This is a genomic window from Streptomyces antarcticus, from assembly GCF_026627255.1.
GTDB classification, from domain to species: domain Bacteria; phylum Actinomycetota; class Actinomycetes; order Streptomycetales; family Streptomycetaceae; genus Streptomyces; species Streptomyces antarcticus.
On sequence record NZ_JAPNLM010000008.1, the window covers coordinates 253,484 to 270,735 of the forward strand.

Sequence of the window (17,252 nt, forward strand, 5' to 3'; positions counted from 1 at the left end):
CGGCACCTCCGGACCGCACCCCGGCACCTCCGGACCGCACACCGGCACACCGCACCCCCGCACCCCCGCACCCCCGCACCCCCGCACCAGAGACCCGAACGTCCCCCGTCTTCGAAAGGCACCTCCATGCCACTCGCCTCCGCACGTACCCGGCTCGCCACCGTCTCGGCGCTGACCGCGTTCGGCGCGTTCGCCTCCCTCGGTACGGCGACCGCCGCCACGCCGGCCCTCAACGGGGCGTGGGGTCCGTTCACCCGCTGTCCCGTCGACTCGCCGACGATGCTCGGGGCGGACGGTCTGGACAAGGCACCGCAGTGCGTCGTCTCCTACGCCGCCAGCGGGTCCATCAAGCTCGGCAACACGACGGTCATCACCGGTAACAGCAACCTCCAGATGGGCGTCGTCCAGAACTCCGACGGCAGCAGCACGGTCGTCGCGCCCGCCTCCGGCGCGATCACCGCCGCCTCGGCGACGGTGCCCGGCGGTCTCCTCGGGCTGATGTGCCCGAGCAACATCCCGGGCATCACCGCCATCTGCAAGCAGCTCTCGGACGCCAAGCTCAACAAGATCACCGCGACCCTGGAGTCGGTGGGCACCCCGTATGACTTCGACCAGATAGCGGGCGTCGTCACCGACCAGACGATCGTGAACATCCCGGTCCGCATCCGCCTGGAGAACCCGTTCCTGGGCAGCAACTGCTACATCGGCACGAAGAGCAACCCGATCGTCCTGAAGCCGAAGAACCTGAACTACCCGTCGTTCGCCGTGGAGCGGTTCGACGGTGACGGCAGCGCGAACGAGGAGGGCGAGATGAGCCGCCTCAACCTTCTCGGCTCCACCCAGAGCGACACGTCCTTCGCCGTCCCCGGCGCCAGCGGCTGCGGGCTGGGGCTCTTCGGCCTGATCGACGCGGCGGTCAACCTCAAGACCGGACTGCCGTCCGCGGCGGGCAAGAACAACCTGACCCTGAACAACACCCAGACCTACCTGGGCGGGCTCTTCGCCCCCGGCACGATCGCCCCCGACGCGGGCAAGCAGCTCGCCCGGAACTGGCACTCGGCAGTCAACTAACGGTCAGCGAACGGCGATTCCCGGCCGACTCGCCGGACTCCACCCGCCCTCCTGGGCATCTCCTGCTCAAACGGTGTACAGCACAGCTGACTTGACCTAGCGTCAGCACCTCACACAGGTACGTACCTGACGGTCGCGCAGCGCCCTCCAGCCAGCAGGGCGCTGTCACGCCGCCCCCCACCGGGCGCGCAGGAGAGCAAGGGATCAGTCATGCCCTCGATGCCAGAACCACTGGACCTCGGCGAACCGCTCGACCCGCTCCCCAAGGAGTTCGCGGCCTTGATGAGGCCCGAGGTCCCGGGGCTCATCAAAGAGATACGAGTCGAGGTCCAGCGCGCCTATCCGGTGTACGCCCGTCTCCTCAACGGCCCCAACGCGGACGCCATCCGGCAGGGTGTGGAGCAGGCACTTGCCACGTTCGTGGACCGCGTCGCCGACCCCGGCACGAGTTCGGTCCTGCGCGACGAACTGCTGCGCAAGTTCGGCCGGGTGGAGGCCTACGAGGGCCGTGACCTCGACACCCTCCAGGGTGCCTACCGGCTCGGCGCACGCATCGCGTTGCGCCGGGCCAAGACCATGGGCCGCCAGTACAACCTGTCCCCCTCACTGATCCTCGCCTTCGCGGACGCGCTCTTCGCCTACGTAGACGAGTTGGAGGCAGTCGCGCGCGAGGGGTACGCGGAGGTTCAGGAACGTGCGCCCTCCGAGTTATCGGCGTTACGCCGGAAACTGCTCCATCTCATCCTGGTCGGGTCGCCCCTGCCGCAGGCGACCATCGCCGAGCTGTGCGAGCAGGCGTCCTGGGAACTCCCGGCGCAGTGCACGCTGGTGGCCCTGCGCGCCCCGGCCCCCGACCACGTACGGGCCTGCCTCGACCGGGATGTCCTCGCCGACCTCGGCATCCCGCAGCCGCACCTGCTGATCCCCGGGCCGCTCACCCCCCAGCGCCTGGCGATGCTCGAATCCGCCCTCGCGGGCGCCCCGGCCGTCATCGGCCTGACCGTGCCACCGCCGCAGGCCGCCGACTCCATCCGGTGGGCCAGGAAGGTGCTGCAGCTCATCGAGGACGGGATCGTGCCCGACGGCCCGGTCGTGCACTGCGAAGACCATCTGACCACCTTGTGGCTCCTGTCCGACCCCGCACTGGTCACGCACATCGCGGCCCGCGAACTGGCCCCGCTCAGCGGGCTGGGCGGCTCCCGGCGCGGCCGCCTGGTCGAGACGCTGCGCGTCCACATCGCCACACGGGCCCCCGCCGAACAGGTCGGCGAGGTGCTCGGCGTCCACGCGCAGACCGTCCGCTACCGCCTGCGCAACCTGGACGCCCGCCTGGGCGACCGCATCACGGACCCGGACCACCGCTTCGCACTGGAGGCCGCCCTGCGCTCGCTCCATCTCCAGGGCAACGACTACGCGGAATGACCCGGCCCGCAGTGCGGGGCCGACCTCCCGGCCGGCCCCGCGCCACGCGCAGGTCAGCTGAGCAACGGGATGATGTGGGAGCCGTACGCGTCGATGGTCGCTTCCCGGGCGTCGTGCATGTCGTAGACGGCGAACTGGTCGACGCCGAGGTCGCGCAGGGCCCGGAGCTTCTCGATGTGGGCTTCGGCGGGGCCGAGCAGGCAGAACCGGTCGACGATCTCGTCGGGGACGAAGTCGGCGGACGGGTTCCCGGCGCGGCCGTGGTGGCTGTAGTCGTAGCCCTGGCGGGACTTGACGTACTCGGTCAGCTCTTCCGGAACCATTGAGGAGTGCTCCCCGTACCGGGAGACCAGGTCGGCGACGTGGTTGCCGACCATCCCGCCGAACCAGCGGCACTGGTCGCGGGCGTGCGCGAGGTCGGCGCCCACGTACGCGGGCGCCGCCACGCAGATGGTGATCTCCGCCGGATCCCGTCCGGCCGCCACGGCCGCCTCTCGGACGGACTTGATCATCCACTCGGTGAGGTAGGGGTCGGCGAGTTGGAGGATGAATCCGTCGGCCTTCTGCCCGGCGAGGGCGAGGGCCTTCGGCCCGTACGCCGCCATCCAGATCGGGAGCTTTCCGTCCTTGATCCAGGGGATCCGAATGGCATTGCCGTCGACCTCGGCTTCGCGGCCCTCGGCGAGGTCGCGGATGACGTCGATGGCCTCGCCCAGGCGGGCCAGGGTGTTGGGCGCCCGGCCGGCCACCCGCATCGCGGAGTCGCCGCGGCCGATCCCGCAGACCGTGCGGTTGCCGTACATGTCGTTGAGGGTGGCGAAGGTGGAAGCGGTCACCTCCCAGGTGCGGGTGCCCGGGTTGGTGACCATCGGGCCGACGCGCAGCTTCTGCGTGTTGGCGAGGATCTGGCTGTAGATGACGAACGGTTCCTGCCACAGGACCGCCGAGTCGAAGGTCCAGCCGTAGCGGAAGCCGTTGCGCTCGGCCCGCTTCATGAGGCTGACGACCTGGGAGGCCGGTGGGTCGGTCTGGAGGACGAGGCCGAAGTCCATGCGGGGACTCTCCTTACAGGTACTGGCAGGTGGAGCGGTGGACGAAGGCCCCGTGGCCGGCCCGGCCCGTGTACTCGCGCTGGTCGATGACGATCTCACCCCGCGAGAGGACCGTGTCGACGCGTCCCGTGATCCGCCTGCCCTCGTACGCCGAGTAGTCCACGTTCATGTGGTGCGTCTCGGCGGAGATGACCTGCTCGGCGTGCGGATCGTAGAGGACGATGTCGGCGTCGGAACCCGGCGCGATCGTGCCCTTCTGCGGATAGAGGCCGAACATCCGGGCCGGGCTCGCGCACGCGATCTCGATCCAGCGGCGGCGGCTGATGTGCCCGTCCAGGACCGCCTGATGGAGGAGGTCCATGCGGTTCTCCACCCCCGGCAGCCCGTTGGGGATCTTCGAGAAGTCCCCCCGGCCCAGTTCCTTCTGGCCGCGGAAGCAGAACGGGCAGTGGTCGGTGGAGACCACCTGGAGGTCGTTCGTCCGCAGCCCCCGCCACAGCGCCGCCTGATGCTCGCGCGGACGCAGCGGCGTGGAGCAGACGTACTTGGCGCCCTGGAAGTCCGGCTCCTCCAGGTTGTCCGTGGACAGGAACAGGTACTGCGGACAGGTCTCGCCGAAGACCGGCAGGCCTTTGTCCCGGGCCAGGGCCAGCTCGGCCACCGCTTCCTCCGCCGAGACGTGGACCACGTACAGCGGGGCGCCGGCGACGCGCGCGAGCTGGATGGCGCGGTGGGTGGCCTCGGCTTCGAGGAGCACCCTGCGGACCTCGCCGTGGTGGCGGGGGTCGGTCTCGCCACGGGCCAGGGCCTGTTCGACGAGCACGTCGATCGCGATGCCGTTCTCGGCGTGCATCATGATCAGCCCGCCGTTGGAGGCGCCGCGCTGCATGGCCCGCAGGATCTGCCCGTCGTCGCTGTAGAAGACGCCGGGGTAGGCCATGAACAGTTTGAAGGAGGTGACGCCCTCGCCGACGAGGTGGTCCATCTCCTTCAGGGTGCCCTCGTTGACGTCCGAGAGGATCATGTGGAAGGCGTAGTCGATCGCGCAGTTGCCGTCCGCCTTGGCGTACCAGGTGTCGAGGCCCTCGCGCAGGGCGTGGCCCGGGGTCTGCACGGCGAAGTCCACGATGGTGGTGGTGCCGCCCCAGGCGGCGGCCCTGGTGCCGGTCTCGAAGGTGTCCGAGGCCGCGGTGCCGCCGAAGGGGAGCTCCATGTGGGTGTGCGCGTCGACGCCGCCCGGAATGACGTACTTCCCGCTCGCGTCGATCACGCGGTCGGCGGTCCACGCCCCGGCGGCCGCCGAGGCGTGCGCGGCCAGGGCCGCGACGCGGCCGTCCTCGATGAGGACGTCGGCGTGCAGTTCGTCGGCGGCGGTGACGACCAGGCCGCCGCGGATGAGAGTGCGGATGCTCATGGGGTTCCCTTACTGGACGCTGCGCAAGGCCTGTTCGAGGATGTCCGCGCCCTCTTCCGCCTCGGCGACGGTGAGGGAGAGCGGCGGCGCGATGCGCAGGACGCTCGTGTTGTACCCGCCCCCCTTGCCGAGCAGCAGGCCGCGTTCGCGGGCGGCCTCCAGGACGGCGGCGGCCGCTTGCGGGTCGGCCTCGTCGGTGCCGGGCCTCGTCAGCTCCAGGCCGGCCATCAGGCCCCGGCCGCGGACCTCCCGTACGGCGGGCGCGGCCGCGGCGATGGCGCGCAGCCGTTCCAGGAGCAGGCCGCCGACGCGGCGGGCGTTGCCCTGGAGGTCGTGCTCCTGGAGGTACGCGAGGTTCGCGACGCCGGCCGCCATGGTGACCGGGGAACCGCCGAAGGTGGAGATGGAGTTGGAGTCGAGGCAGTTCATCACCTCGGCGCGCGCGACGACACCGCCGATGGACATGCCGTTGCCGATGCCCTTGGCGAAGGTGAGGATGTCCGGCGGTCCGTTCTGGGCGTGGGCCTGCCAGCCCCAGAAGTGGTCGCCCGTACGCCCCCAGCCGGTCTGCACCTCGTCGCTGATCCAGAGGATGCCGTGCCGGTCGAGGACCTCGCGGAAGGCACCGTAGAGGCCGTCGGGCGGCGAGGTGAACCCGCCGACGCCCTGGATCGGCTCGGCGATGAGCGCGGCCACTCCCCCGCGCGCCTGGCCCAGTACGTCTTCCAGGTCGGCGACGGCGGCGGCGGTGAACTCGGCGTCAGGAAGGGCCGCGAAGGGGCCGCGGGTGCGGACGGCGCCGTGGACGTAGTACGTCTGGAGCGGCGAGAGGCTGGTCGGGGACCAGCCGCGGTTGCCGGTGATGGAGACGGTGGAGAACGACCGGCCGTGGTAGCTGTTGCGCATCGCCAGGATCTGGTTGGAGCGGCGGTACGTGCTGGCGAGCAGCAGGGCGGTGTCGTTGGCCTCGGTGCCCGAGGTGGTGAAGAAGACCCGGGCGTCGGGGATGCCGGACAGCGCGGTGATGCGCTCGGCCAGCTCGATCATCGGCCGGTTGAGGTAGAGGGTGGAGGAGTGGATGATCCTCCCGGCCTGCTCGGCGACGGCCTTGGTGACCTCGGGCAGGGCGTGGGCGGTCATCGTGGTGAGGATGCCGCCGAAGAAGTCGAGGTAGCGGTTGCCGTCGGCGTCCCAGACGTGGCGGCCCTCGCCGTGGGTGAGCTCGATGGGACGGTCGTAGTAGAGCGCGAGCCAGTCGGGCAGGACGGTGCGGTGGCGGCTGTGCAGGGGGATCGGGTTGGTCACGGCTGTACGAGCCCTCCGTAGGCGTCGGGGCGGCGGTCGCGGTAGAACGCCCACTGGGTGCGGACCTCTTCGATGAGGCCGAAGTCGAGGTCGCGGACGAGGAGTTCCTCCTCCTTGTCGCTGGCGGGCTCGCCGACGAACTGGCCGCGCGGGTCGACGAAGTAGCTGGTCCCGTAGAAGTCGTTGTCGCCGTACTCCTCCTGGCCGACGCGGTTGATCGCGGCGATGAAGTACTCGTTGGCGACGGCGGAGGCGGGCTGTTCCAGCTGCCACAGGTACGCGGACAGGCCGCGCGAGGTGGCCGACGGGTTGAAGACCAGCTGGGCTCCGGCCAGGCCCAGCGCGCGCCATCCCTCGGGGAAGTGGCGGTCGTAGCAGATGTAGACCCCGACCCGGCCGACGGCCGTGTCGAAGACGGGCCAGCCGAGGTTGCCCGGCCGGAAGTAGTACTTCTCCCAGAATCCCTTGACCTGGGGGATGTGGTGCTTGCGGTACTTGCCGAGGTAGCTGCCGTCGGCGTCGATGACGGCGGCGGTGTTGTAGTAGAAGCCCTCGGACTCGAGCTCGAAGACCGGGACCACGATCACCATGCCGGTCTCGCGGGCGAGGTCCTGCATGCGGCGGACGGTGGGGCCGTCGGGGACGGCCTCCGCCCAGCGGTAGTGCTCGGGTTCCTGGACCTGGCAGAAGTAGGGGGCGTTGAAGACTTCCTGGAAACCGATGATCTTCGCGCCCTGGGCCGCGGCCCGGCGGGCGTGCGCCTCGTGTTTGGCGATCATCGACTCGGTGTCTCCGGTCCAGGTGGCCTGGACCAGTGCGGCGCGGACGACTTGGGCCATGAGCTGCTCCTCGCGACGGGGAACCGACGTCGACTTCCACGGCTCTACGCACGTAGACGGAGTACGTAGGGAGTAGAACGTAGGCCGCGTCACAGCGTGGGGCAAGAGCGCCGTGCGCGGTTGGAGTAGTCGATCAAGATACGTCGGACGGCGGTCGTTTCCGGTCACCGGGCGGCCGGTATAGGCCCCTTGCACCGCTTGCGCCGGCTACACGGGGGCGATTCCGGCCACGCGCAGCGCGTGCACCAGGTCCCGTCGGCGGGTCCCTGACAGCCCCTCGGCGGCCCGGAGCAGCCGCGGGGCGAACCACTGCGGGGCGCGCCGTGCGAGGGCGGCGGCCTCCTCGGCGGTGCGGACCCGTACGAAGGCGCCGAGCAGGGCCTCGGCCTCCCGGCCCCGGCCGGCCGCGTCGAGCGCGAGGGCCGCGTCGGCGATCTCGGCGGCGGGCCGGGCCACGCCCTGGCGCAGCAGGCGGTCGCGGTCGGCCTCGCGCCCGGCCTCGCCGAGGGCGTCCGCGAGCTCGGCGAGCCGCTCGGGCGGCAGTGAGGCGGCGGCCTCCCACAGCAGGGTGGACCAGTCGGCGGAGAGCCCGGCGCGACCCAGCTCGGCGGCCAGTCCGGACAGCCGGTCGGCGGGCCACGCGGCGGCCTCGCAGAGCAGGGCGTGCGCCTCCCCGGTACGCCCCTGGCCGCGCAGCGCGAGCAGTTCCCCGACCAGGGCCCGCGTGGACCGGCCCGGGGCGGGCGCCTCGGCCTGGGCCGTGCCCGGACCCGGACCCGGGCCCCCCGGAGCCGGCACCCGGCCGTCGGGCCCGTACGCCGCCGCGGGCGCGGACGGGGTGGCCGAGGGGGACGGGGACGGGGCCCGGGGCGCGGCCGCGGGGCGGCCGAAGCGGGCGCCGCGGGGGGCGGGCGGGCCCGGCTGCGGGGACGGGCCCGACGCCGGGGCCGGGGCGCCGTCCGGACCGGGGCCGGCCGGGGCGACGCCGCCGTCGGGATGGCCCGGCGGCGGGGTGAAGACCGGGGCGGCGAAGGCCGCCGCACCCGCGTACCGGGCTCCCCCGGACGTGCGGGCCCCGCGCAGCCAGCGGCCCTCGGCCCGCCCGACCGGCCGGGCCGCCGCACCCTGCGCCCCGGCGGCGGGCACTCCGTTGGCGGGCGCCTGCGGTGCCAGTGCCCCGGCCCCGGCCGCCGCCGCTTCCCGCTGCCTCGGCACCCCCGCCAGCGGTTCGCCGTACGGCGCCGCGGCCTCCGGGGGCAGGGCCGCGAGGCGGGCCCGCAGGTCCTCGTACCGGGAGGCCGCGCGGGCCGCGTCGTCCCGGGTCCACGAGAGCTCCCGGCCCAGCGCGTCGGCCTCCGCGTGGTCGGCGGCGCCGCCGAGCCGGGCGGTCAGGTCCCGCAACGCCCGCTCGGCGTCGGCCCGTTGGCTGGCCGCGGCGGCCAGCAGCGTCCGCAGCTCCTCGGCCCCGCCCGGCAGCCGGTCCCAGGCCGCGACGGCCGCCGCCCGCAGCCGGCCCGCGTATACGGTCTCGCGCGCCGCCGCCTCCGCGCCCCGGACTCCGGCCAGGTCCCGCAGCAGCGACTCCACCACGTCCCACGGCGGAATCGCGGCCCCTTCCACGCAGGCCCGCACGCCTTCCGGATCGCGGCGCAGGAACTCCCCGTACCAGCCCGCCCCGGAATCCAGCCTCTGCGTCAATTCGCGTACGTACTCGGCGAGTTGCCCGATCACACGTGCAGTCGCGGTCTCCATGCCCGCATTGGATCCCACCCGTGTTACGGGCGGGCTACGGGAGTCTCAAAGATTGACGGCGATCCCGGTGTGCGGCCGCTTCCCCCGGCGCCACAGGGTGGCGGGGACGTCCACGGCCCAGAACTGCCACGTGTATTTGCGCGACATCATCTTCCGCACCCGCCGCATCCCGGCGTCGTCCAGCAGCCGGGCCTCGCCCTCCAGCACGGGCGCGCCCTCGGCGATGCGGCCGCGCACGTCACAGGGGGCGACCTTGACCCGGCCCTCGTTGCGGATCCGCTTGACCTTCCACGTGTCGGTTCGCGTCCACACGCACAGCTCACCGCCGTCGACCACCGCCCACACCGGGGTGGCCACGGGGGTGCCGTCTTTGCGGTAGGTCGTGAGGCTGATGTAGCGGGCCCGGCCGAGCTCTTCGAGATTCATACCGCGACCTTAGGCGGCCGACCCCCGCCGGCACCCCGGGGGCGGCGAACTCGTCCGGCACGTTCCGGCAGGGACGCCCCAGACCGGCACCGACACCGACACCCGGTACGGGCTAGACCGCCACCGGCACCGGCGCGGGTGCGGGTGCGGGTACAAGGGCGCAGCGGCGCAGGACCTCGTCGAGGGAGAGGCCGAGGACGCCCGCGAGGGCGGCCACGGTGAAGAAGGCCGGAGTCGGGGCCCGGCCGGTCTCGATCTTGCGGAGGGTCTCGGCCGAGAGGCCGGCGCCCGCCGCGATCTCGACCATGCTGCGCGTGCCGCGCGCTTCGCGCAGCAGCGCGCCGAGGCGCTCGCCGCGCTCGCGCTCTTCGGGGGTGAGAGGAGTTCGGACCATGCCCCCACCATACCCGCCACCCCAACAATTATCCCGTTACAATTATACCGGTATAGTTATTGGCATGGTGGAACTGAAGACAGACCAGTCGATCGACGAGATGCGCGCCGCCGGCCGCGTCGTGGCCCACACCCTGGCGGCCGTACGGGAGGCCGCGCGGGTCGGCGTGCCCCTCCGGGACCTGGACCAGGTGGCGCGCGGGGTGCTCCAGGAGGCCGGTGCGACCTCCCCCTTCCTCGGCTACCGGCCGGGCTTCGCGCCCGTACCCTTCCCGGCGGTGATCTGCGCCTCGGTCAACGACGCGATCGTGCACGGCATCCCCGGCGACTACCGGCTCCGCGACGGGGACCTGGTCAGCATCGACTGCGGGGCGAAGCTCGACGGATGGGTCGGGGACGCGGCGGTCAGCTTCACCGTGGGCCGGGCCCGTCCCGAGGACCTGCGGCTGATCGCGACCGCCGAGGCGGCCCTCGCGGCGGGCATCGCCGCCGCCGTGCCCGGCAACCGGATCGGGGACATCGCCCACGCCGTCGGCAGCGTCTGCCGCGCCGCCGGGTACGGCATACCGGACGGCTTCGGCGGCCACGGCATCGGCCGCACCATGCACGAGGACCCGGGCGTCCCCAACGAGGGCCCGCCGGCGCGCGGCATGAAGCTGCGCCCCGGCCTGGTGCTCGCCATCGAGCCGATGGTGACCGCCGGCGGGGTCGACGACTACACGTGCGACGGCGACGGCTGGACCCTGCGGACCGTCGACGGCAGCCGGGCCGCGCACGCGGAGCACACGGTCGCGATCACCGCCGACGGCCCGAGGATCCTCACCGCCCTCTGAGGCGTCGGCGCGACGGGCCCGGCGGCGGCACGCCCGCCCCGGCCCGTCGCACCCCCGTCGGTGTTACGGCCTGCCGTGCGGGTGGACGACCATGGCCGAGCCCCCGCCCCGCCGGCTCGTCTCCGCCGCCGCCAGCCAGCGCCCGTCGGGCAGCCGCTGGACGCCGGTGGCCGCGCCGATCTCCGGGTTCTGCCGGAAGGCCTGGCCGATCGCCTCCAGTTGCGCGCGGAGCGGGCTGTTCCACAGCCCGGGCTCCACCTCGGTGGTGGTCTGGTTGCGCTGGCTGGCGCGCGGCGCGGCGATTGCGTCCACGAGCGGCAGCCCGCGGTCGAGGTGGCCGGTCAGGGTCTGCAGGACGGTGGTGATGATGGTGGCGCCGCCCGGCGAACCCAGCGCGAGCACCGGACGCCCGTCCTCCAGCACGATGGTCGGGGACATGGACGAGCGCGGCCGCTTGCCGGGGCCGGGCAGGTTCGGGTCCGGGACCCCGGGGGCCGCCGGGGCGAAGGAGAAGTCGGTCAGCTCGTTGTTCAGCAGGAAGCCGCGGCCCGGGACGGTGATGGCGCTGCCGCCGGTGGACTCGATGGTCAGGGTGTAGGAGACCACGTTGCCCCAGCGGTCGGCGACCGTCAGGTGCGTGGTGTTCTCGCCTTCGTAGGTGGTCGGGGCGGCCTGTCCGGTACCGCCGCAGGCGACCGGCTCGCGCGGGTCACCGGGGGCCAGCGGACTGGTCAGCGCGCGGTCCGGCTTGATCAGGCAGCCGCGCGAGTCGGCGAACCGCTGCGAGAGCAGCTCCCGGGTGGGCACGTCCTCGGCGGCCGGGTCGCCGACCCAGCGGCCGCGGTCGGCGAAGGAGATCCGCGAGGCCTCGATGAAGCGGTGCAGGTACTGGCTCTCGGAGAGCTTCGAGAGGTCGGTGCGCTCCAGGATGTTCAGCGCCTCGCCGACGGTCGTCCCACCGGAGGAGGAGGGCGCCATGCTGTACACGTCCAGGCCCCGGTAGCCCACCCGCGTCGGCGCCTGCCGCTTGGTCGCGTACGTCTTCAGGTCCTTGGCCGTCAGGTCGCCCGGGCGGACGATCCGGGTGGCGGCCGGGTCCACCGGGGGCTTGCGCACGGCCCGGACGATGTCCTCGGCGATCGGGCCCCGGTAGAGCGCGCCGGTGCCCTTGCGGGCGAGCTCGGCGTACGTGGCGGCCAGGTCGGGATTCTTGAAGGTGGACCCGACCACCGGCAGGGCGCCGCCGGGCAGGAACAGCTTCGAGGTGGCCGGGAAGTCCTTGAACCGGTCCTGGTTCTGCTGGGTCTGGGCGCGGAAGGTGGAGTCCACGGTGAAGCCGTCGCGGGCCAGCTTCTCGGCGGGGCGCAGCAGTTGGCCCAGTGGGCGGCTGCCCCAGCTGTCGAGGGCGCTCTTCCACGTGGCGGGGGTGCCGGGGACGCCGACCCCGAGGCCGCTGGTCTGGCCCTCCGGGAAGGGGATGGGGACGCCGTTCTCCTGGAACAGCGCCGGGGTGGCGCTCGCCGGGGCGGTCTCGCGGCCGTCGATGGTCTGCACCCGGCGGGACTTCGCGTCGTAGTGGACGAAGTAGCCGCCTCCGCCGATGCCCGCCGAGTACGGCTCGGTCACGCCGAGGGCGGCCGCGGTGGCGACCGCCGCGTCCACGGCGTTGCCGCCGGAGCGCAGGACGGCGATGCCGACGGCGGAGGCCTCCGCGTCGACGCTGGCCACCGCACCGCCGTAGCCGGCGGCGACCGGAACCTTGGCCGGGATCCCCCCGGGGCCGGCGGGCGGCGGGGCCGCGGCGCCCGTGGACACCAGGGCTCCGGCGAGGGCGACGAGGGCTAACTGACGAGCGGCGGGGCGACGCATCCGTACCTCCAGTCGACGGCCTGTCAGGACGTGTCCAGGCCTGGGCTGCGCACTCTAACTTCACCGCACCCCCCGCGTCAGGAACACCTGCCGCGGGCTACCATCCGCCGCATGGACGACGACGTGCGCAACATCGTGCTCGGGGTGATGGCCAGCGCCGTGAGCGGCGGATTCGGCTGGTTCTCCCGGACCTACCTGTGGCGCCGCGCCCTGCGCCGCAAGCAGGCCTTCTTCGGACTGCCCGCCGGGTCGGACTGCCTGTTCGTGGTCAACCGGCAGATGGGCGGTACTGATGCGTCGCTGCACCGCAACGACGCCTTCGCCCTGCTGGAGATATCCACCCTGATCAAGGACTGCGGGGCGAACGTCCAGATCGTCACCCACGACACCGCCCGCCAGGGGTTCGGCGAGCGGGCCGAGTTCTGCGTCGGCGGCCCGGTCTCCAACACCCGCACGACCGCCCACCTGGCGTCCATGCTCCCCGGGGTGCGCGTGGACATCAGCGCGGAGCAGGGCCCGGACCGGGGGGCCATCGTGGTGGGCGGGGAGTCCTACCGCTGGGAGAAGGGAGTGGCCGAGCACGTGCTGCTGGCGCGGCTGACGACCGGGCAGGGCTCCCGTCCGGTGTTCCTGCTGTCGGGGCAGACAGCGACGAGCAACCAGGCCGCGGCCCGTTACCTGGCCAAGCAGCACGAGCGGCTGGCCCGCACGTACGGCCGCTCGTCCTTCTGCGTGCTGCTGAAGGTCGTCAACTCCGATGCCTACGGGCCGGATGTGACCGAGCTGATCGCCGATGTCACCGAGGCGGCCCGGACACCCGCAGCGGCAGCCGTGTGATCCCGTTGATGAAGTTCGACACCAACCGCTTCGGCGGGGCGGTGAGTTCGGGCGCGGGCATGGCGGCGGCGCGCCATTCCTCGTGCAGGATCCGCAGCTGGAGCCGGGCGAAGTGGGCGCCCAGGCAGACGTGCGGGCCGTCGCCGAAGGAGACGTGCGGATTGGGCGTGCGGCCGAGGTCCAGGCGGGCCGGATCGGTGAACACCCGCTCGTCGTGGTTGGCCGAGGCGTGGAAGACCACCACCTTGTCCCCGGCCCGGACCGTACGGCCGGCCAGTTCGGTGTCGGCGGTGGCGGTGCGGCGGAAGCTGAGCACCGGCGGGTGGACGCGCAGGAGTTCGTCCACGGCCCGGTCCACCGGGACCAGGCCGTCGGCGAGCCGCCGGTAGGCGTCGCGGTCCCGGGCCAGGGCCAGCAGACCGCCGGGGGCCGCGCTGCGTACGGTGTCGTTGCCCGCGACGGTGAGCAGGAAGAAGAACATCTCCAGCTCGGCCGGGTCGAGTCCGGCCAGCGCCAGCGAGGTCATCACGTCGTCGCCGGGGCGGCGGCGCTTGTGGTCGGCCAGTTCGCGGGCGTACGCGAACATCTCGCCGAGCAGGGCCGGCGAGCGCGGGTTGAGCGGCTTGCCGTCCGGGCCGGTCAGGGGTGCGGGCGCGTCCTCGGGGTCCTGGTAGCCGATGACCCGTACGGTCCAGTCCAGCAGCAGGCCCCGGTCCGCGGCGGGGATGCCCAGCAGGTCGGTGAGGTTGAGCAGCGCGTACTCGTCGGTGACGGTGCGGACCAGGTCGGCGCTCCCGTCCGCGGCGCCGTCGCGGGCCGCGCGCAGCAGCGTACGGGCCCGCTCGCGGACCCGTTCCGCGAAGGCCTCCACCCGGGCGGGGGTGAAGGCGCGGGAGACGAGCCGGCGCAGCCGGCCGTGGTCCCCCGCGTCCTTGTCCGGATCCTGGTTGAGCATGGTGCGGCGCAGGTACGGCAGGTCGGCGGGGTCGGGGTCGCGGATCTGGGTGGCGCCCAGCCAGGAGGAGTACGTCCGGTGGCCGCGCAGCACCCGGACGACGTCGGCGTGCCGGGTGACGGCCCAGAAGCCGGGGCCGGCGGGCCAGCCCGCGATCTCCGGCTCCGGCTGCCAGGCCACCGGGTGGTGGTCGCGCAGCAGCCGGTAGCGGGCGTGCGGGATGCCCTCGGCGTAGATCCGGGGGTCGAAGACGCCGGGGATGCCGTCGGCCTCGGGGACACCGGGCACGCCGGGCACGTTGGGGACACCGGGCACGTAGGGAACCTCGTGATCCATGGGGCCACCGTGGCGCCCGGCGGCCACCGCCCGCAAGGGGGCGCCCGGTGGGTTCGGCCCCGGCGGGTTCGGCCCCGGCGGGTTCAGCGGCCGATGTCGCACCTCTCGCCGAAGAGGGTGGTGCCCGGGCCCCTCACGGTCACCCGTACGTCGGGGATCTCGCTCCCCGCGACGGACGCCACCGTGCAGACCAGCTGGCGCATCGCGAGTTCAGGGAGGTCCATGACCGTGAACGGGACCTTGACCTCGATGGACTGGGGGGACGTGAACGAGACGCTGACCGCGGCGGGCGCACCGCCCTCCCATCCCGGCAGCCGGGTGCCGAGCCCGGCGGCCCGTTCCTGCGGACCGGGCCCGGAGAGCAGCCGCAGCACGGTGCCGACGGGGGACGGCAGCGTGGAGTCGACCTGCGGCGAGGGGACGAGCTTGTCGTCGGGCGTGACGAAGTAGACGACGCCCGCGCGGTCGGGCGCGTTGACCACCACGTTCGCGGCCGCGCCGCTCTCGACCACCCCGGTGGGCTTGATGCCGCACCCGGCCAGCAGGAGCGGGGGACCGAGGAGGGCGGCGACGGCGGCCGCGGCGTTCCGGAGCCGGGTCACGCGTCGGCCTCCAGGGGCATGTCGAGGGTGAGGACGGCTCCCCCACCGGGTCCGTTGGCGGCGTACAGGGTGCCGCCGTGCAGGCGGGCGTTCTCCAGGGTGATCGCGAGGCCGAGGCCGCTGCCCGCGGAGCGGGTGCGGGCGGCGTCGGCCTTGAAGAACCGGTCGAAGATGTGCGGCAGCACCTCGGGGGCGATGCCGGGCCCGCTGTCGGCGACCTCGATCAGCAGCCGCTCGCCGTCGGGACCGGGAAGGGCGGTGACGGTCACGGTGACGGGGGCTCCGCCGTGCTGGAGGGCGTTGCCGACGAGGTTGGCGAGCACCACGTCGAAGCGGCGCGGGTCGAGCCGCGCGCGCACGCCGCTCGGCAGTTCGGCGGTGACCCTTCCGTCGTCCCAGTGGCGGCGTTCGAGGGTCTTGGTGACGGCGACGGCGATGTCCACGTCGTCGAGGTTCAGTTCGGCGGCGCGGGCGTCGAAGCGGGAGATCTCCATCAGGTCCTCGACGAGGTCGGCGAGCTTGCCGGTCTCCGCGCTGATCAGCCGCAGGGCCTTGGCGGTATCGGGGTCGAGGCGCTCGGCGTCCTCGTCGAGGACCTCGGTGACGGCGAGCATTCCGGCGAGCGGGGTGCGCAACTCGTGCGAGACGTCGGAGGCGAAGCGGCGTGCCCTGACCTCGGCGTCCTGGAGTTCGCTCACGGACTGCTCCAGGGCGCGGGCGGTCTCGTTGAACGTGCGGGCCAGCCCGGCGAGCTCGTCGGCGCCCCTGACCTCGATCCGGGTGTCGAGGCGGCCCCGGCCGAGCCGCTCGGCGGCCCGGCGCATGTGGCGTACCGGGCGCAGTACGCCGCGCGCGGCGAGCAACGCGGGGACGACGGCGATGGCGAGGCCGGGGACGGCGCCCTGTTTCGCGGCGTCGACCATGGCGTCGACCGTCTCCCGCTCGGTGGTCAGCGGCATCACGGCGTACACGACGAGGCCGGTGGGCTCGCGCTTCCCCTGGTGGGTGAACACGGCTGGCATCGCGACGGTGAGGTACGGGGTCCCGCTCGCGTCCTCCACCCGCTGGAAGGCTCCGTGGGGGTTCGCGGAGACCACCTGACGGCGCAGCTCGTCGGTCACCACGGAGGAGGTCGGCGGGTTGATGTGCGAGGAGGCGCGCAGGTCCGCGTACTCGCCGAAGACCGCCCACGGGCGGGGCTTGCCGCGCTTGGCGAACTCGGAGACCAGCGCCTGGAGGGTCTCCTGGTCCATGGGGATGCGGAGGTTCTTGGAGTCGAGCTGGTCGCGCAGGGTGCTGACGGCCATGTCCTGGCTCTGCGCGAGGATCGCGTTGCGCGCCTTCTGGTAGGTGAGGGCGGCCGTGCTCACCGCGCTGATCGCGGCGACCAGCAGGAAGGCGGCGATCAGCCGGGTGCGCAGGCCGAACGGGGCGATCCGTCTCACCGTCGCGCGCCCTGGACCGGGCCGAAGCGGTAGCCGAATCCCCGCACGGTCTGTATGTATCGGGGCGCCGCGTCCGGGTCCTCGATCTTGTGGCGCAGGCGGCGGACGCACGCGTCCACGAGGCGGGCGTCGGCGTGGTAGCTGTGCTCCCACACGTACTCCAGCAGCTGCTGGCGGGAGAAGACCTGCTCGGGCGAGGCCGACAGGTGCAGCAGGAGCTTGAGCTCGCTGGGGGCCAGGGCGATCCGGTCACCGGATCGGGCGACGGTGAGCCCGGCGCGGTCGATGGCCAGTTCGCCGTGGTGCTCGACCTCGGGGCGGACCCCGGACGGATCGGCCAGCCGGCGCAGCACGGCCCTGATGCGGGCCTCGATGACCTCGGTGCGGGCGGGTTTGACGATGTAGTCGTCGGCGCCGGCCTCCAGGCCGATGACGATGTCGAAGTCGTCCCCGCGCGCGGTGAGCATGATGATCGGCACCTCGCTGGTCTCGCGGATGCGGTGGCAGACCTGTACGCCGTTCATCCCGGGCAGCATCAGGTCGAGCAGGACGAGTTCGGGCCGGAAGCCGCCCATCAGGGCGAGGCCCGCCTCGCCGGTGTCGGCGGTGCTCACCTCGTGGCCGCGGCGGCGCAGGCCCAGGCCCACGCCCTCCCGGATGGACGGGTCGTCCTCGATCAGCAGTACGCGTGGCATCCGCTC

General features: G+C 73.0%; 16 protein-coding genes. 4 read left to right on the top strand and 12 right to left on the bottom strand.

What is annotated here, in order from left to right; translation table 11 throughout:
* Positions 1-126: 126 nt before the first annotated feature.
* Both OTB16_RS15375 and OTB16_RS15380 read left to right on the top strand, forming a co-directional pair.
* On the top strand, positions 127-1,071 hold the full coding sequence (locus tag OTB16_RS15375; protein ID WP_267720715.1) for a hypothetical protein: 945 nt from the start codon (positions 127-129) through the stop codon (positions 1,069-1,071).
* Positions 1,072-1,281: 210 nt separating this feature from the next.
* On the top strand, positions 1,282-2,493 hold the full coding sequence (locus tag OTB16_RS15380) for a PucR-like N-terminal domain-containing protein (protein ID WP_267720716.1): 1,212 nt from the start codon (positions 1,282-1,284) through the stop codon (positions 2,491-2,493).
* Positions 2,494-2,546: 53 nt separating this feature from the next.
* Here OTB16_RS15380 and OTB16_RS15385 read toward each other — a convergent pair whose 3' ends face one another.
* From OTB16_RS15385 to OTB16_RS15415, 7 genes are all read right to left on the bottom strand, one after another.
* Positions 2,547-3,545 (bottom strand): TIGR03842 family LLM class F420-dependent oxidoreductase, encoded by a 999-nt coding sequence (locus OTB16_RS15385; RefSeq protein WP_267720717.1) that lies wholly within the window; start codon positions 3,543-3,545, stop codon positions 2,547-2,549.
* A gap of 13 nt (positions 3,546-3,558) precedes the next feature.
* A complete protein-coding gene (gene hydA, locus OTB16_RS15390) occupies positions 3,559-4,959 on the bottom strand; it encodes a dihydropyrimidinase (protein WP_267720718.1) in 1,401 nt (466 codons plus the stop codon).
* Positions 4,960-4,968: 9 nt separating this feature from the next.
* The gene (locus tag OTB16_RS15395; protein WP_267720719.1) at positions 4,969-6,264 is read right to left on the bottom strand and encodes an aspartate aminotransferase family protein; all 1,296 of its coding nucleotides are present in this window, start codon (positions 6,262-6,264) and stop codon (positions 4,969-4,971) included.
* Complete coding sequence (locus OTB16_RS15400) at positions 6,261-7,103, bottom strand: nitrilase-related carbon-nitrogen hydrolase (protein ID WP_267720720.1); 843 nt, start codon at positions 7,101-7,103, stop codon at positions 6,261-6,263. The genes OTB16_RS15395 and OTB16_RS15400 overlap by 4 nt, the downstream gene beginning before the upstream one ends.
* Positions 7,104-7,310: 207 nt before the next feature.
* Positions 7,311-8,855 (bottom strand): hypothetical protein, encoded by a 1,545-nt coding sequence (locus OTB16_RS15405; RefSeq protein WP_267720721.1) that lies wholly within the window; start codon positions 8,853-8,855, stop codon positions 7,311-7,313.
* A 45-nt stretch (positions 8,856-8,900) separates the two neighbouring features.
* Positions 8,901-9,281, bottom strand: a complete 381-nt coding sequence (locus OTB16_RS15410; RefSeq protein ID WP_267720722.1) for a PPOX class F420-dependent oxidoreductase — start codon at positions 9,279-9,281, stop codon at positions 8,901-8,903.
* 112 nt (positions 9,282-9,393) lie between these two features.
* Positions 9,394-9,675 (bottom strand): helix-turn-helix domain-containing protein, encoded by a 282-nt coding sequence (locus tag OTB16_RS15415; RefSeq protein ID WP_267720723.1) that lies wholly within the window; start codon positions 9,673-9,675, stop codon positions 9,394-9,396.
* Between the two features lie 64 nt (positions 9,676-9,739).
* Between OTB16_RS15415 and map the strand changes: the two genes are divergently transcribed.
* On the top strand, positions 9,740-10,507 hold the full coding sequence (gene map, locus OTB16_RS15420; RefSeq protein WP_267720724.1) for a type I methionyl aminopeptidase: 768 nt from the start codon (positions 9,740-9,742) through the stop codon (positions 10,505-10,507).
* Positions 10,508-10,570: 63 nt separating this feature from the next.
* Here map and ggt read toward each other — a convergent pair whose 3' ends face one another.
* Positions 10,571-12,376 (bottom strand): gamma-glutamyltransferase, encoded by a 1,806-nt coding sequence (ggt, locus tag OTB16_RS15425; protein ID WP_267720725.1) that lies wholly within the window; start codon positions 12,374-12,376, stop codon positions 10,571-10,573.
* Between the two features lie 111 nt (positions 12,377-12,487).
* Between ggt and OTB16_RS15430 the strand changes: the two genes are divergently transcribed.
* Complete coding sequence (locus OTB16_RS15430) at positions 12,488-13,213, top strand: hypothetical protein (RefSeq protein ID WP_267720726.1); 726 nt, start codon at positions 12,488-12,490, stop codon at positions 13,211-13,213.
* On the opposite strand, the gene OTB16_RS15435 is transcribed toward OTB16_RS15430, so the two are convergent.
* The 4 genes from OTB16_RS15435 to OTB16_RS15450 all read right to left on the bottom strand — a co-directional run bounded on the left by OTB16_RS15435 (position 13,173) and on the right by OTB16_RS15450 (position 17,246).
* Entirely contained in the window at positions 13,173-14,504 is a 1,332-nt protein-coding gene (locus OTB16_RS15435) for a cytochrome P450 (protein WP_267720727.1), read from the bottom strand. The two genes, OTB16_RS15430 and OTB16_RS15435, sit on opposite strands and share 41 nt — an antisense overlap.
* An 83-nt stretch (positions 14,505-14,587) precedes the next feature.
* Positions 14,588-15,106 carry a hypothetical protein gene (locus OTB16_RS15440; RefSeq protein ID WP_267720728.1) on the bottom strand — a complete coding sequence of 173 codons (519 nt, stop codon included), beginning with the start codon at positions 15,104-15,106 and terminating at the stop codon, positions 14,588-14,590.
* Positions 15,103-16,551 carry a sensor histidine kinase gene (locus OTB16_RS15445; protein ID WP_267720729.1) on the bottom strand — a complete coding sequence of 483 codons (1,449 nt, stop codon included), beginning with the start codon at positions 16,549-16,551 and terminating at the stop codon, positions 15,103-15,105. Before OTB16_RS15445 ends, OTB16_RS15440 begins: the two co-directional genes overlap by 4 nt.
* Positions 16,548-17,246 (bottom strand): response regulator transcription factor, encoded by a 699-nt coding sequence (locus tag OTB16_RS15450; protein WP_267720730.1) that lies wholly within the window; start codon positions 17,244-17,246, stop codon positions 16,548-16,550. Before OTB16_RS15450 ends, OTB16_RS15445 begins: the two co-directional genes overlap by 4 nt.
* Positions 17,247-17,252: the final 6 nt, after the last annotated feature.

What these genes read in the sequence shown, in the direction of transcription:
- OTB16_RS15415 (WP_267720723.1), bottom strand. Translation starts at nt 9,675, where the DNA reads ATGGTCCGAACTCCTCTCACCCCCGAAGAGCGCGAGCGCGGCGAGCGC.
- OTB16_RS15405 (WP_267720721.1), bottom strand. Translation starts at nt 8,855, where the DNA reads ATGGAGACCGCGACTGCACGTGTGATCGGGCAACTCGCCGAGTACGTA.
- OTB16_RS15375 (WP_267720715.1), top strand. Translation starts at nt 127, where the DNA reads ATGCCACTCGCCTCCGCACGTACCCGGCTCGCCACCGTCTCGGCGCTG.
- OTB16_RS15430 (WP_267720726.1), top strand. Translation starts at nt 12,488, where the DNA reads ATGGACGACGACGTGCGCAACATCGTGCTCGGGGTGATGGCCAGCGCC.
- OTB16_RS15450 (WP_267720730.1), bottom strand. Translation starts at nt 17,246, where the DNA reads ATGCCACGCGTACTGCTGATCGAGGACGACCCGTCCATCCGGGAGGGC.
- OTB16_RS15380 (WP_267720716.1), top strand. Translation starts at nt 1,282, where the DNA reads ATGCCCTCGATGCCAGAACCACTGGACCTCGGCGAACCGCTCGACCCG.
- OTB16_RS15385 (WP_267720717.1), bottom strand. Translation starts at nt 3,545, where the DNA reads ATGGACTTCGGCCTCGTCCTCCAGACCGACCCACCGGCCTCCCAGGTC.
- OTB16_RS15435 (WP_267720727.1), bottom strand. Translation starts at nt 14,504, where the DNA reads ATGGATCACGAGGTTCCCTACGTGCCCGGTGTCCCCAACGTGCCCGGC.
- OTB16_RS15400 (WP_267720720.1), bottom strand. Translation starts at nt 7,103, where the DNA reads ATGGCCCAAGTCGTCCGCGCCGCACTGGTCCAGGCCACCTGGACCGGA.
- map (WP_267720724.1), top strand. Translation starts at nt 9,740, where the DNA reads ATGGTGGAACTGAAGACAGACCAGTCGATCGACGAGATGCGCGCCGCC.
- ggt (WP_267720725.1), bottom strand. Translation starts at nt 12,376, where the DNA reads ATGCGTCGCCCCGCCGCTCGTCAGTTAGCCCTCGTCGCCCTCGCCGGA.
- OTB16_RS15410 (WP_267720722.1), bottom strand. Translation starts at nt 9,281, where the DNA reads ATGAATCTCGAAGAGCTCGGCCGGGCCCGCTACATCAGCCTCACGACC.
- hydA (WP_267720718.1), bottom strand. Translation starts at nt 4,959, where the DNA reads ATGAGCATCCGCACTCTCATCCGCGGCGGCCTGGTCGTCACCGCCGCC.